Source organism: Armatimonadota bacterium (assembly GCA_028871815.1).
In the GTDB taxonomy this organism is placed as follows: Bacteria; Armatimonadota; Chthonomonadetes; order Chthonomonadales; family Chthonomonadaceae; genus REEB205.
In genome coordinates this window covers 20,641-34,404 of the sequence record JAGWMJ010000007.1, presented here as the reverse complement: position 1 = coordinate 34,404, position 13,764 = coordinate 20,641, and the positions used below count along the sequence as shown (strand labels likewise).

The following is a 13,764-nucleotide window of genomic DNA, read 5'->3' as shown; positions in this document are numbered from 1 at the left end:
GTTTCCTTCCCGTGGCCCGATCGGCGTTCAGCACCGGGCGCTGCGCTCGCGGCGCTCTCGCAGTTTATCGGCGATGTCTCGAAACTCAGCCGCATCTTCAAATTGTAGATAGACCGATGCGAAACGCACGTAGGCTACGTGGTCCACCTTGCGCAATCGTTCCATCACCAGCGTCCCGATCTCCTGGGAGCCCGCTTCGCGCTCCATCCGGTTAGTCAGGACGCGCTGTACATCTTCGGCCATCTCCTCAAGGGCTTCGATGCCGATCGGCCGCCCGGTAGCGGCGAGCTTCATTCCGCGCACGATCTTGTTCCGGTCAAACGGCTCCCGTCGCCCGTCCGACTTCACTACGTACAGCTCCAGCTCGGCAACCTCTTCCACAGTGGTAAAGCGCCGCCCGCACCCGTGGCACAGACGTCGCCGTTTGATCGCGGCGCCGTCCAGTGCGGAACGAGTTTCCAAGACCTGGTCGCGGTTGGAATCGCCGCAGTAAGGGCACTTCATCGGATTACGCGAGCGGTTGTGTATCGCTTTGCCAGGTGGCGGCCGAGGCGGAACCTGCCGCTGCCTGAGGGGATACACGAACTAGATGTGGAACCAGTAACAGCATAACAGCCCTACAACTAGTTGTCAAGCATTTCGACGCTATTTTTCGCAACTGCGCCAAAATCGCTCGCTCGCTCTATCACTGCACCGTAAAAGCAGCTCGAACGGCTGCGGCGACGGGGTCGTCTCGCACGCTTAACCGTTCCGGTACACGGCACAGTCGCTGCCGATTTCCTCCGCGCCGCTCGGGCGGGCTATAATCGTCCATGCCACGAATCCAGCTCCCGTTCGCTGCGCCACCCGCCCCCGCGACGCAGCACACTTACCGGTCATCGGCTTTTGGGCACGATCGCGACTACTCTATCGTGATGCCGCCCGAATCCGAGGCTCCTGCGGCCGGATATCCACTGTACCTGCTGTTGGGTGGATTCAGTGATACACATGTCACATGGTTCCAGAACACCTATGCCGTTCGGTGCGCATCCGAGTGGAAAATGGCCATCGTCTGCCCCAACGGGGAGAAGGGCTGGTATACGAATGGCGTGGGTGGTAGCGGGCCATACGAGGATGACCTGATCGGCGATCTGCTGCCGGCGATTTCAGCGCGTCATCCAGTCTCCACGCACCCGAGCTGCCGGGCCGTCGGCGGGCTCTCCATGGGCGGGTACGGCGCGGCCAAATTGGCGCTGAGGTATCCCGAGCTCTTCTCTGTTGGTGTTGTACACAGCGCAGCCCTCGAGGTGACCTCCTCGCCGCAGCAGCACCCGGTGTTCGGCGATCCGGTGCGCGATGCGGCTTTCCGCAAAGCGGAAGATGCCTTTTACCTGGCTGAGCAGGCTGCCACGCGGCTCCCTACCGATCGTCGCGAACTTTGGATCGACTGCGGAAAGCACGATCATCTGATTGAAGGCAACCGCCGGTTTGTAGGCCACTTAAACCTGCTCGGCTATCCACATACCTGGGTCGAACTACCCGGCGAGCACACGTGGCCCTACTGGAACCGGCGAATCCGCCAGATACTCCCGGCTGTTGCTCGCAGAATCCACGCCGAACCGGCCGGCGTTTAGCCCAGTGGAGAAATACGACCTCTTTGTAATTGGTGGTGGATCGGCCGGCTTGAAAACCGCTCGAACGGTAGCCCGCGCCGGCTGGCGTGTCGCCGTGGCTGAGGAGCGCGAACTAGGCGGTGAGTGCTACTGGGCGGGTTGTGTACCCACCAAGGCGATGGTGCGCGCGGCCGAGGTGTGGCGCCTGGTGCAGCACGCCGGCGAATTCGGCGTAAACGTGGCCGAAGCACGGGCCGATTTCGGCGCGGCCATGCGGTACAAGGACCGCGCGGTGGCCGAGTCGGGTGGGGCGCCACCCCGTGATGGCGGCTTGCCTGTGCTGGGCGCGACGTTGTATCGCGAGCATGCCAGATTCGAGTCGCCGCACATTGTCCGGGTCGGCCGCGATGTGGTTTCTGCCGAGCATATTCTGTTGGCGCCCGGCACCGTTCCCGCCGTCCCGGCGATACCGGGCTTAGCGGAGCAGGGTTACATCACAAACCGCGAGGCCGTCGCGCTCAAAACGCTTCCGTCGCGCATTGCAGTCGTGGGTGGTGGGCCAATCGGACTGGAGTTGGGCCAGGTTTTTCATCGATTTGGCGCGCAGGTAACGGTACTGGAGGCTGCCGGCCGGCTCCTTTCCGCGGAGGACGCGGAGATATCGGAGCTGGTGGAGCAGTACCTGACGAACGAGGGGATGCGCGTGATTACGGGAGCGCGTGCGTCTGCTGTGCGACCGGCGGATGGAGCGCGCGCCGTGGAGATACAAACGTCATCCGGGGTCGACGAGGTGCGCTGTGACGCCGTTCTGGTTGCCACAGGTCGGCGCGTGGATGGAGATGCGCTCTGCCTGGCGGCGGCCGGCCTCGGCCTGGAGCACGGGTTCGTGCCGGTGGATGAACAGTTGCGAACAGCCCAGCCGCACATTCTGGCGCCGGGAGATGTGCATGGCGGAGCACTATTCACACACGTGGCCAGCTATGAAGGTGCTGTGGCGGCTGAGACGCTGTTGGGCAAGCCAGCCGCGCCCGACCTCAGCGTGGTGCCCAGATGCACCTTCGTCGATCCTGAAGTCGCAAGCGTTGGTCTCACCGAGGCGCAAGCCGCCGCGAATGGTGAAGTCCGGGTGCTGAGATTTCCATTTGCCACCCTCGACCGCGCCATTCTGTACGGCGACACCCGCGGCCTTGTCAAGTTGATTGTAGAGCAGCGCACCAGCCGGATACTAGGCGGCCATATCGTGGGTCCGCATGCCTCCAGCCTGATTGCGGAAATCTGCGTCTGCATGAAGGCAGGGCTGCCGGTGACCGCCATCAGCAGCGTGATGCACGCGTTTCCGACGTTTCCGGAAGCCGTGGAGGCTGCTGCACTTCAGGCGCCGTAACCGGCTCCACGCACACCGCTCTACGGGCTTCGGGCGCCCGTGCCGGCCGTCGGCGAGTACTCGCCTGCCGGATAGTTACCGGCAAGTGCGTCCTTGACCATCACACCGAACACGGGCGTGGGCGTGTAGTTCCAATCCGACACCAGCGTCGGGCCGGCACTTGGATGCATATCCCAGGCTATCCAGTTCCAATCGTGCTGATGCAGAATCTGCATCACCTGTGTTAGCCATGCAGCGCCGCTGTTGAGCGATCCGGGCCGGCCGCCGGCGCCGAATTCACTCACGATCACCGGCGCCTTCGCCGTTGCCGCCACCATGCGCGCCAGCCACTGCTGCATGGTTTCACCCTTGATGGGGTAGTCGTGGTTGCTGTAGATGATGCCGTATCCAGTGCGATCCACCAGGGCATGGCCGTTTTGCAGGTCATCCATGTCGTACGCCCAGTTCAATCCACCAGCCACGACCACGTTTTTGGCGCCGGCCGCCCGTACAGTATCCAGCAACTGCTGCATACCGGCTGCCTTGTAGGTCAGAGCAGGGCGGCTACCGCCTCCACCGAAGCCCACACGCGGCTGCTCCGTCACCTGGCCGCCGTTTTGCCATACGTCCCAGCTGACATCGTGCGGTTCGTTGTACAGATCAAACAGCACCGCCGGGTTGTTTTTGTAGATTGGAGCGAGACTCTTCCAGAACAGAATGCTGTGTTGGTCGGGCATCTTATGCTGGCCAATGTTCTTGCCCCACTCATCGGCGTCGTTCCAGTGAAGGTCCAGCAGGATGTAGCAGCCCTGGCTTTCACACTCCTGTACGGCACTGCCCACAAGCGCCCTGTAAGCTGCCGGACCATTTTTCTGTTCAGGCGCCCGGCCAAACCAGCGGTCTTCGGAGAGCGGCAGCCGGATGATATTGGCGTGCCAAACCGTGATTGCCGTATTGATGGTAGTGAGGATGTGGCCCTGGCCATCGCTGGTCCATTCCATGGAAGCGCAATTCACCCCGTGCAGGTGCGCCACTCTGTTGTTGCTGTCCCGTAGTTGAGTACCGGCTACATGCAGCTGCAGTGGCGGGACGGCGGGCTTGGAACGGGTGGAGCTGGCGCCAATCGCACTGCTTGCGAGCGCACAGCTCAGCGTACCTGCCAGCGCCAGAAGCTTTGTGCCGTTCATACTGTTACTCCCACGGCGTTGAAACCTGATCTCGCTGATCCGGGGATCGAGACTTCGATCAATTCAACGTTCAATGTAACGGATCCTCTAACTGATCTCGGACTTGCGCGGGAATGGATCGAGACGACTGGCGGACAGCTATTTACGTGACTTGCGAGACCCACCTGAGCGGCCGCGCCGAGCTGTGCGCGTTGCGATCGGCAGCGCCGTCGCGGACTCCGGACCCGCAACGGCCAGACCGCTAGCGTACCGACGCGCTTCAAGCGCCCGGTTGGCCATCGCCAGCAGAGCGCCGCCGACTGTGATCAGTACCCCCAACCAGACCAGGCTTATCCAGGGCTTGTAGGTAACTTCCAGCGGCACCACCCACCGTCCGGCATAACCCGGCAGGCTGAGGCGCAGCGAGGCGGTTTTCGTGATGGGGTCCAGCCGGTCCAGGTAGATAGCCGACGGCGTTCCGTCGGCACTTGGGATGTCGGGAATCGAATCGTCCACGTTCAGCATCGATCCGAGGTCCATCCGGATTGCCGGCGTGGTTTGCACAATCTTGTGGTCCGGCGTGAGGATGATCACGCGCGCTCCCATGATCTTGCCCGGTGTACCGAACGACTTGTAATACCCAACCATATAGTCGCCCAACTGCCGCCGTTCGCCCACCTTCATCGTGATGCCGGGCTGGTTCGGGTTGATGCCATCGCTGGGCCACTCAAACTCCGGATCGCTGGCGAAGCCGACGTAAAGGTCGTGCGACAGGTACTTACGGATCGATGGCCAGCGCATCCGGTCCAGGTTCTGTTCGTTGGCTCGATCCAGATTGTACACGAACCACTTCGGATCAATCGTGAAGGTATCCGGTCCGCCGGGAATGGATCCCGGCGGTGTAACCTGCATCACCACCCGGTTGTTCTCATCGTAATCGGGGTTGACGGGTCGGCCCTCAATGGGCTTGCCGGTCATTCTTACAAACTCAAAATGGTAGCCAAACGCGGTTTGTGGCGCCTGCCCCTGCTCCAATACAAAGCGGTCGGTACGCTCGAAACTGTTGGCCACGATTATGCCCAGCATCAGAACACCGATGCCTACATGCGCAATCCATCCACCGGCGGAAAGGGGCTTCGCCCTGAACGCCTTATACGCTAACATCGCGTTGGATAGGGCGGCAAAAAAGCCGAGTGATCCCAGCAGAACCACTGCCGCTGTCTCCACGCGGGGGCTAAACCAGGCGCGCAGCGTCTCTCTACTGGCTACGGGGTCTGCCGCCAGGGCGGCCAGACTGGCCCGTTCGGCGCCAAGCACCCAGATCAGGAGCCCGAAACCAAACAGCACCATGATCATCCACGGCGCCATCAGCTTGCGTGCAAACTTTTCAAAGTTGGTCTGTTTCCACGCCAGCCACGGCACAAAACCCATAATGAGGGCGGCCAGGCTGGCCATCGGCAGCATGAACCGGTTGTAGAAAACAGGCTTCGAAGCCTCCGGCGGTTGGTGCATCCAACTGAGGAACAGCGGCCGCGTGGTGGCCAGCGTGATGACGAAGCACGCCACAACCATCATCGTGATTGCGATGACACTGGCGGCGTCGCGCGAGAGGAGCTTGATCGGGTCGAGCTTTCCACCGGCGGCAGGTACCGGGCGGTCGGCAGATGCCGAGCGCTTCACAAGCAGCCCGAACAGAACCAGCGTTCCCGCGATTCCCGGCGCCGCGAAAGCCAGTAGCGATACCTGCGGCCAGTGGAACAGAGCACGCAGGCCAACACCGCCGACGAACAGCGCAGCCGAGCCGGTATAAGCGGCAAGGCGCCACCGAACAAGGCCGTACAGTCTTCCAAACCAGAGGGTAAAACCAAGCGAACCGTACAGCAGCACCATCGCCGCCATCAGCCATAGCGCGCTCTTGCCGATATCATCGAACGCGTGAACCGAGAGCATCTGTCCATCGGCGGCTTTTCCGGCGAGAGCGCCGGATCGCGTGAGGAATGTTCCGACGAGGAACAGCCAGAAGGCGGTGATACCCAGCAGAAGGTTAGTGAACCGCATGCGGTGGCGATTGCGCTGCGCCACCAGACCGTGCACCATGGCGGTTACCGCCAGCCATGGAAAGAACGAGGCGTTTTCTACCGGGTCCCAGGCCCAGAAGCCGTGCCAGCCTTGCGTTTCATATGCCCAATAGCCGCCCATAAACAGGCCCAGACCCAGCACGGCGCAGGAGAGCAGCGCGAACGGCATCACGCGAGGCACCCAGTCGTCGTAATCGCTCCACAGCAGTGCAGCGATGGCGAAGGAGAATGGCACGAGCAGCGAGGAAAAGGCGAAGAAAATGGTCGGTGGATGAATCGTCATCCAGTAGTTGACCAGCGAAGGCACCAGGCCCTGACCATCGAGCGGTGGATAGTGCCAGCCCGGATGCGCCGCCAGCAGCGCCTTTGAGGGGATGGGGATCATGCCGAACGGCGTCTGCTTGATCAGGATCGCGCACAGGAACCCCATTACGGTTACGTAGATGGGCATCACACGCGATTCCCACTTGCCGGCGCGCGCAATCAGGAAAACCCCGATGATACTGGTCCAGGATCCCCACAACAGGAAGCTGCCTTCCTGACCGGACCAGGTGGCCGCGAGCCGGTACCAGCCGTGGAGGTCGTTTCCGGTGTGCGAGAATACGTAGATGTATTCGTACTGCCGGTGGTAGATCAGGTCGGCGAGCGTGCCGAATGTTGCCAGAATGCATGCCGCAGTAAGGCCAAAAAACCCACGCGCCACCCAACGGAGAGCCGGAAGATTTGGCCAGCGGAGCGTGGCCAGATATGCAAGTGCGGCAATCGGCGCCGCAAAAACGCCTACAACTAGCAGGTGAACCCCGAGCGCGCCCAGATGCTGCATCAGGTGGAGCCGCCGGGCTTGCTCTGATGGTACGGGTTTTTGTTATCGCTATACTTGCTGGGGCATTTGATCGTCATCGTGTCGGATTGTAGCGACACCGTGCCGTTCGGCGCGCGAACTACATAGCCCTCCACGGCCGTTTCCGGAGCCGTATCGAATGACTCGGGCTTGGCCCCGTGGTAGACCACTTCAATCTGCTGGTTATGCTCATCCTGCAGGCGAAAGCGGAGAACGTTTGCGACCGTATCGTAAACTACGGTGTTGTGCAGAATCTTGCCCCGAACCTGGCAACTGGATCCCAGCCGTTCGGCCTGCTGAATATCTACATACGGCGTCATGGCGCTGGCAAAAGCCCAGAAGGTCAAACCAAGCGCCGCGGTGATCAACAGAGCGGCAATCACAATACCAATTCGACGCGGCCCCAGTGCTCGGGGATGCAACGAGTTGCCCATCAGTCATCTTCCTCACTTCCCGCCCCGCGCTCAAGGCGCGCAACGGCCCGATCCAAAACAATAACGTAGATGAATATACCCGCCCAGATGATGAGCGGTACCCCCATAACCAGCAGTCGAACGGTTCCGGAATTCATTGCTCCCTCCGCAATAGTACGGTTTGAATGCGGCATCGCAGCTGCAGGAGCCAGACATACAGCATGATGAACGCGGCGAACGATGGATAGAGGACCTCTTTGTAGCTCGCGCTGGTATTGTCGGGATTGAACAGAACGTTGGTTGGATGCAGGCTCTGAAGGCTTGGAATGCGCGGCACAATCCAGATGAGGAATGTGGCGGGCACCAGCGCCACCAGGGTGTAGACGGCACAGAAACGCCCGCGCTGATCCGGGCGATCCGCCAGGCTTAACCGCAGGGCGATGTAGGCGCCGTACAGGAGCAGCATCACCACGATCGACGTTTCACGCGGATCCCAATTCCAGAACCGTCCCCATTGTATTCCGGCGAAGATGCTCCCCGTGATGGTTGCCAGAATGCAGAAGATGAGTCCCAACTCCATCGAGGCGCCGGCCTTCATGTCGGAAGCTTGCGCATTGCGCCCGGCCAGATGGAGAATGCCGTAAACCGCGGCAACGGCATAGGCCACGTACGATAGAACAGCAACAGGCACGTGAAAGAAAACGATACGGGCAGGATTCCCGCCGAATCCAAAGTTGACGGCGCCGTGCGCTACATAGAATGAGCCGTAGATGACCCAGGCCATCAGCAGGCCAACGAGGAGCTTCCACCAGAGTCCCGGGATTGGAGCGTGGCGCTGTATGTCGCTTTCTCGATTCGTCACAGGGCGTCCTCCCAAACATATCGAAATACCAGCGCCGAAACTGCGACCAGAAGCACTACATAGCTTACCAGTCCCCCGATAGCCCTCACTGCCTGAATCAGTGGTAGATCGGCATAGATGGCGGCAGCGCAGTTCTGCAGCAGCATCAAAAACACTACCGCAAGCGGCAAGCCAAGCGCGCTGAAGAGCCCGGTGGCTCCCCGGGCGCGCGCCGCCAGTGCGCCGACAATCGTCGCGGAGGCCGCGAGCCCGGCACATCCCGTTCCAGCGGCAAGCGTGAACCGTATGGGGTCGCCAACTCCAAGGCCGCATACAAGACAGTAGGAGGGTATTACGAGCAGTGCGGCGCCGGCCATGATCGCCGCGTTTACCGCGAGCTTGCCGGCATAAACGGCCTCTGCGGTGCAGGCCATGCGCAGGGGTGTAGCGGTCCCGGCATCCTCCTCCGATACAAAGGAGTGACCCAGCCCAACGAACGCGGCGAAGCACAGCAGGACCCACATCAGGCCAAATCGGCTCTCGGGCGACCATGCGCTGCGTGCAGCGCTGCCGTCAGCCGACGAAAGGTACACGCTCTGCAGGGGAGCGGTTGCCAGGGCGATGAGGAACAGGGCTGAGAGGCAGAAAACCCCCATCGCGCTGAGCGCCACGCGCGAGCGAAGCTCCGACCTCACGTCTTTGCGAAAGACGGCCCATGCCGAAGCCGCCCATGTCGGCTGTCGCCATTCACGCGCGGCTCCGTGCATCAGACCGCCTGCGTCAGCGCTATGGCTCGATCCGCCCATTCCACCTCCGAATGCTCGTTGGTAGCCAGCAGGGTGATGCCGCCTCCCACGCGGGAGCGATGTGCTTCGATCATCGTCCGCACCATCTCTGAGCCTGCGGTGTCGAGATTGGCGCCAGGCTCGTCCAAAAGCAACACGGCCGGATCTACCGCCAATGCACATGCGTACTTCAGGCGCTGGCGCATTCCGCTGGAGTAAGTCGCCACCATATCGCGGCCACGTCCACGCAGTCCCGTTCGGAGGAGCAGCTCACGAATCTCGTCACGATTGAGTGGGCGGCCACGCAAATCGGCAAACAGGCGGATGTTTTCCGTGCCGGTCAGATCACGGTAGAGGCTGTAATCCGGCGCAACGTATCCTAAATGGCGCCGCCGCTGAATTGCCGGCACGTCGGCCGCATGAATGGTAAACCGGCATGCGCCGCTTGTGGGAGGCAGAAGTCCGGCAATAATGCGGAGTAGCGTGCTTTTGCCGGAACCGTTAGCGCCGGTGAACGCAATCACCTCGCCGGGTAGCGCCGAAAGCGATACCGAACGGAACACCTCACGCTTGCCGAACCTGCGGCCAACGCCGTCAAGCCGGATCATCGGCCCGGATTCTGCCGTTTGTTGGTTTGCGTTCTGCAAATTTGCAAGAGCCCGGCACGAGCGCCCAGCGCTCGGCCAGGCGCAGGGTGAGGGCGCGTTTGCCCCGAGTCCGGCCAACTCGCAGTATACCTTCGCAGTGCCGGCGTGGCTCACCACCGCGACGTTTCGGTACGCCGGCCGTGCGTGGTGCACGGCAGGTGGCGCGCCAGGCGCCGCTTCCCAGGCGGTCCACCGAATTGTCTTTTGGTCCGAGGCTGTGCTATACTCTCGTCAAGTTCTATCACGGTTGGCCGTGGAGAGCGGGTCGCCGCCCGCTCTTTTTCTATCTTAGGTGGTCGGCGGCGTTTGGCGACGCACATAAAGAGGGTGGGGCAGCGGATGATGAACGGCGAATTTATAGAGGCACTGCAGCAAATCGCTAAAGAGAAGGAGATGCCGCTCGACACCCTGATTGAGACCGTTGAGATAGCGCTGGCGACCGCATTTAAAAAGAACAGTTCAGCACCCGGCGAAATCAAGGTTCATATCGATCAGACCCGCCGGACGGAACCACCCTTCGACGTCTATTGCGAGAAGCTCGTCGTCGAGGAAGTTACCGATGACACCGTGGAGATCACGCTAGCCGAGGCACGCAAAACCCAGCCGGGGATTGAAGTGGGGGCCACGATCCGATTCAGCGTGGATCCCGGCAACATGGGTCGCATCGCTGCCCAAACCGTGAAGCAGGTGGTTGTCCAAAAGATCCGTGAAACCGAGCGCAAAAAGAGCTTCGATGAATTCGAGCGCCGTGTTGGCGAGATCATCACCGTTACCGTGCAGCGCCGTGAAGGGCGCAACATTGTTGTAAACTTCGACCGCCTGGAGGCGCTTCTCCCACAGCCGGAGCAGGTGGAGAGCGAGCCGTATCGCTTTAACGATCGGATCAAGGTGTACGTAGTTGAGGCGCGCGATTCGCAGAAGGGCCCGCAAGGCATCGTATCGCGTACGCATCCCAGCCTCATCCGCCGGCTGTTTGAATTGGAAGTGCCGGAGATCGCAGATGGCATCGTGGCGATCAAGAGCGTTGCCCGTGAGCCCGGCGCGCGCTCCAAGATCGCCGTGGGCAGCAACGATGACAAGGTCGACCCGGTCGGAGCCTGTGTGGGCCATCGTGGCACGCGCGTTCAGGCGGTAGTAAACGAGCTGTACGACGAGAAGGTCGACATCGTTCGGTGGAGCGCCGATGCCGGCTCCTTCATCGCGGAAGCACTATCCCCCGCCAAGGCCGTTAAGGTGACCGTGGATGAAGACCAGCACAGCGCATTCGTCGTGGTGCCCGATAGTCAGCTTTCGCTGGCAATCGGTCGCGCCGGACAGAACGTTCGGCTCGCGGCGCGGCTGACGGGCTGGCGTATCGACATTCGGAGCGAGCAGCAGGTGGCCCGCGCTGCTTTAATGGCGGCGACCCGCGCAGAACCGGTCGGTAGCGATGAAGAAGGCCTGGACGTGAACTCGACCAAGTTGGGCGAGGAGCCCCTCGCAGCCGGCATCGTGCCTGCAGAGTGAAGGGAAATAGGACAAAGATGGGAGAGAACTGCGGATGAACGCGCGTGAGTAGCCTCGCCGAAAGGCGGAGCCGCGCGGGCGCCTGCCACGGAGTGCGGCGATGAAGTAGACCACAATGCCGGGCTGATCAGCCCGTCGTTTCCTCCTCATCGGCCGGCTCCGAAGCAGCCCCGCTTCGGTTTAGAACCGCCAATCGGCTCGGCCACGGCCCGCTGCAACCCGGCGCCACCCGCCACCAGCCCGACTTCGGCGCAACTGCATTCCCATGAAGACCCGGCACACACCGATACGCACGTGCGCAGCATGCCGCGCCACGCAGCCCAAACCCCGACTCCTGCGCGTGGTGCTGCATACCGACGGTATCATTGTGTTTGACGCAACAAAGAAGCAGAACGGCCGCGGAGCGTGGATATGTCCGGACACACGGTGTATCAGCCTCGCACAGAAGCAGCGGCGGTTCGAAAAGGCGCTGAAAACGCAGAAGCTGGCGCCGGAGTTGTTCGAAGCTCTGCTGCGGGCCGCTGCAAGTACGATCGACGAGGGAGAGACCGCATGACGGTGATGGCAGGAACTCGACTGACAGACCTGGCGCGCGAACTTAAAATGACGCATGCCGAGCTGCTTCTGCAGCTGCACGATTTGGGCGTGCAGGCGCAGGGGCTCACAGCCATGCTGGACCTGGAGACAGCCAATACCGTTCGCGCCTTGCTCGGCAAAGCCGTAGTGGTGAAAAAGACCGTTGAGGTGAGCCACGATCCTGCTTTACCCGAACTCGCAATCGCACTCGGGCTGTCGCCCGCAGACGCACAAGCGCGCTTTATCGCCATGGGCGAACTGGTGAGCATCAATCAGAAACTCACCGATTCAACGGCAGAGCGCCTGGCAGCCGAATGTGGCGCTGCTATCAAGTTCAAGGTTCCCCCGAAGTCAAGGCAGATGGCTCGACGGCATGGCGCTGGCGCCGAGGCGCAGACGCGGCCACCCGTGGTTACCGTGATGGGCCACGTGGACCACGGCAAGACCACGCTGCTCGATACGATCCGAAAGGCCAACGTTGCGGGTGGCGAATTTGGAGGCATCACGCAGCACATTGGCGCCTACCAGGTAGAAGTGGAACACGACGGCGAGAAGCGCAAGATTACATTTATCGATACTCCAGGTCATAAGGCGTTTACCGCCATGCGCGCCCGTGGCGCTTCGGTGACCGATATCGTGGTGCTGGTGGTTGCTGCGGACGATGGCTTGATGCCCCAGACGGACGAAGCCATCAATCACGCTCAGGCAGCCGGAGTACCGATCATTGTTGCCGTTAACAAGTCCGACCTGCCGGATGCCAACCCCGATCGCGTGAAGACTCAACTGACCGAGCGGAACGTGGTTGTGGAGGATTATGGTGGCACCACACCGGCCGTTCTTGTTTCTGCCAAAACCGGCGCCGGCGTGCCGGAGTTGCTGGAGTACATCCTGCTGGTTGCGGAAGTGCAGGAACTGAAAGCGGAATATGGTGGCGATGCCACAGGAACCATTATAGAGTCGCGGGTAGAAACGGGTCGTGGCGCGGTAGCTACAGTTTTGGTTCAAGGCGGTACATTGAAGCAGAGCGATGCAGTCGTGGCCGGCTCGTCGTGGGGCAAAGTGCGCGCCATGACGAATGAACGGTTCGAACGCCTCGACCGTGCCACGCCCTCAACTCCCGTGGAGATCATCGGCCTTAACGCTGCGCCCCAGGCCGGTGATACCCTTGAGGTGGTGAAGAACGAGCGGGAGGCGCGAACTACCGCGGAACGCCGGAGCAACCAACAGCGCGAAGAGCGGCTTACCCCGGCGCAGCACGGCTCGCTGACCGATCTCTTTAAGCGCGCCGATGAGGCCGGTAACAGTGACCTCAATGTGATCGTGAAGGCCGATGTTCACGGGAGCCTGGAAGCCGTACTGGCCCAACTCAACGAGATGGAGCAGGTGGAAGGCGAGGAGGTAATCCGCGCCGTCGTCAAGCACAGCGGTGTGGGTGGAATTACCGAAGCGGACGCGATTCTCGCCGAAGCAACCGGCGCCATAATCATCGGTTTCAACAGCATGCCGGACGCCGCCTCACGCAAGCTGGCGCAGCGTAACCGAACCGAAATCCGCACGTACACGCTCATTTACGAACTGGTCGAGGACCTCGACCGGCTGTTGAAGGGCCGGCTGGAGCCGATTACCCAGGAGTTCGAGCTTGGCAAGGCTCTGGTACGCAAGGTGTTCCATACGCCTCGTGGCGTCTACATCGCCGGAAGTTATGTCTCGGAAGGCAAAATCGTCCGGGGCGCCGAGGCGCGCATTCTGCGGGCCGGTGAGCTTGTGCATGCCGGTAGGATCGACAGCCTGCGGCACATCAAGGAGGATGTCCGGGATATCGCCCAGGGCTTCGAATGTGGAATCACCGTGGTCGATTGGAACGACGTGCAGGAGGGCGATGTGGTGGAGTGCTTCGAGGTCCGCGTGGTGGAACGCGACTAGCAACCGGTGCCACGCGCGGTCGTAGGCCTGCTG

The 13,764-nt window shown here is 61.4% G+C and carries 13 protein-coding genes; 5 read left to right on the top strand and 8 right to left on the bottom strand.

The features are described from left to right. Positions 1-27 precede the first annotated feature (27 nt). On the bottom strand, positions 28-504 hold the full coding sequence (nrdR, locus tag KGJ62_09480) for a transcriptional regulator NrdR (GenBank protein MDE2126810.1): 477 nt from the start codon (positions 502-504) through the stop codon (positions 28-30). A gap of 308 nt (positions 505-812) precedes the next feature. Between nrdR and KGJ62_09475 the strand changes: the two genes are divergently transcribed. Together KGJ62_09475 and KGJ62_09470 are read left to right on the top strand one after the other, a co-directional pair. Continuing rightward, the gene (locus tag KGJ62_09475) at positions 813-1,613 is read left to right on the top strand and encodes a hypothetical protein (protein ID MDE2126809.1); all 801 of its coding nucleotides are present in this window, start codon (positions 813-815) and stop codon (positions 1,611-1,613) included. 4 nt (positions 1,614-1,617) lie between these two features. Continuing rightward, positions 1,618-2,976, top strand: coding sequence for an NAD(P)/FAD-dependent oxidoreductase (locus tag KGJ62_09470; protein MDE2126808.1), 1,359 nt, complete (start codon positions 1,618-1,620; stop codon positions 2,974-2,976). Between the two features lie 20 nt (positions 2,977-2,996). Here the strand turns inward: KGJ62_09470 and KGJ62_09465 are convergent, their stop codons facing one another. The 7 genes from KGJ62_09465 to KGJ62_09435 all read right to left on the bottom strand — a co-directional run bounded on the left by KGJ62_09465 (position 2,997) and on the right by KGJ62_09435 (position 9,687). Next, positions 2,997-4,142, bottom strand: coding sequence for a cellulase family glycosylhydrolase (locus tag KGJ62_09465; protein ID MDE2126807.1), 1,146 nt, complete (start codon positions 4,140-4,142; stop codon positions 2,997-2,999). Between the two features lie 138 nt (positions 4,143-4,280). Beyond that, a complete protein-coding gene (ccsA, locus tag KGJ62_09460; protein ID MDE2126806.1) occupies positions 4,281-7,022 on the bottom strand; it encodes a cytochrome c biogenesis protein CcsA in 2,742 nt (913 codons plus the stop codon). Further along, entirely contained in the window at positions 7,022-7,474 is a 453-nt protein-coding gene (locus KGJ62_09455; protein ID MDE2126805.1) for a cytochrome c maturation protein CcmE, read from the bottom strand. Before KGJ62_09455 ends, ccsA (KGJ62_09460) begins: the two co-directional genes overlap by 1 nt. Further along, the gene (locus KGJ62_09450) at positions 7,474-7,611 is read right to left on the bottom strand and encodes a CcmD family protein (GenBank protein ID MDE2126804.1); all 138 of its coding nucleotides are present in this window, start codon (positions 7,609-7,611) and stop codon (positions 7,474-7,476) included. The genes KGJ62_09455 and KGJ62_09450 overlap by 1 nt, the downstream gene beginning before the upstream one ends. Next, complete coding sequence (ccsA, locus tag KGJ62_09445; protein MDE2126803.1) at positions 7,608-8,315, bottom strand: cytochrome c biogenesis protein CcsA; 708 nt, start codon at positions 8,313-8,315, stop codon at positions 7,608-7,610. Before ccsA (KGJ62_09445) ends, KGJ62_09450 begins: the two co-directional genes overlap by 4 nt. Then, complete coding sequence (locus tag KGJ62_09440; protein ID MDE2126802.1) at positions 8,312-9,061, bottom strand: hypothetical protein; 750 nt, start codon at positions 9,059-9,061, stop codon at positions 8,312-8,314. The genes ccsA (KGJ62_09445) and KGJ62_09440 overlap by 4 nt, the downstream gene beginning before the upstream one ends. After that, a complete protein-coding gene (locus KGJ62_09435; GenBank protein MDE2126801.1) occupies positions 9,061-9,687 on the bottom strand; it encodes an ABC transporter ATP-binding protein in 627 nt (208 codons plus the stop codon). Before KGJ62_09435 ends, KGJ62_09440 begins: the two co-directional genes overlap by 1 nt. Before the next feature lie 381 nt (positions 9,688-10,068). On the opposite strand from KGJ62_09435, the gene nusA reads away from it, so the two are divergent. The 3 genes from nusA (at position 10,069) to infB (ending at position 13,731) form a co-directional block, all read left to right on the top strand. After that, a complete protein-coding gene (nusA, locus tag KGJ62_09430) occupies positions 10,069-11,232 on the top strand; it encodes a transcription termination/antitermination protein NusA (protein ID MDE2126800.1) in 1,164 nt (387 codons plus the stop codon). 265 nt (positions 11,233-11,497) lie between these two features. Further along, positions 11,498-11,788: a YlxR family protein gene (locus tag KGJ62_09425; protein MDE2126799.1), complete on the top strand. Its 291-nt coding sequence runs from the start codon at positions 11,498-11,500 to the stop codon at positions 11,786-11,788. Then, positions 11,785-13,731, top strand: coding sequence for a translation initiation factor IF-2 (gene infB, locus KGJ62_09420; protein MDE2126798.1), 1,947 nt, complete (start codon positions 11,785-11,787; stop codon positions 13,729-13,731). Before KGJ62_09425 ends, infB begins: the two co-directional genes overlap by 4 nt. The last annotated feature ends 33 nt before the right edge of the window (positions 13,732-13,764 follow it).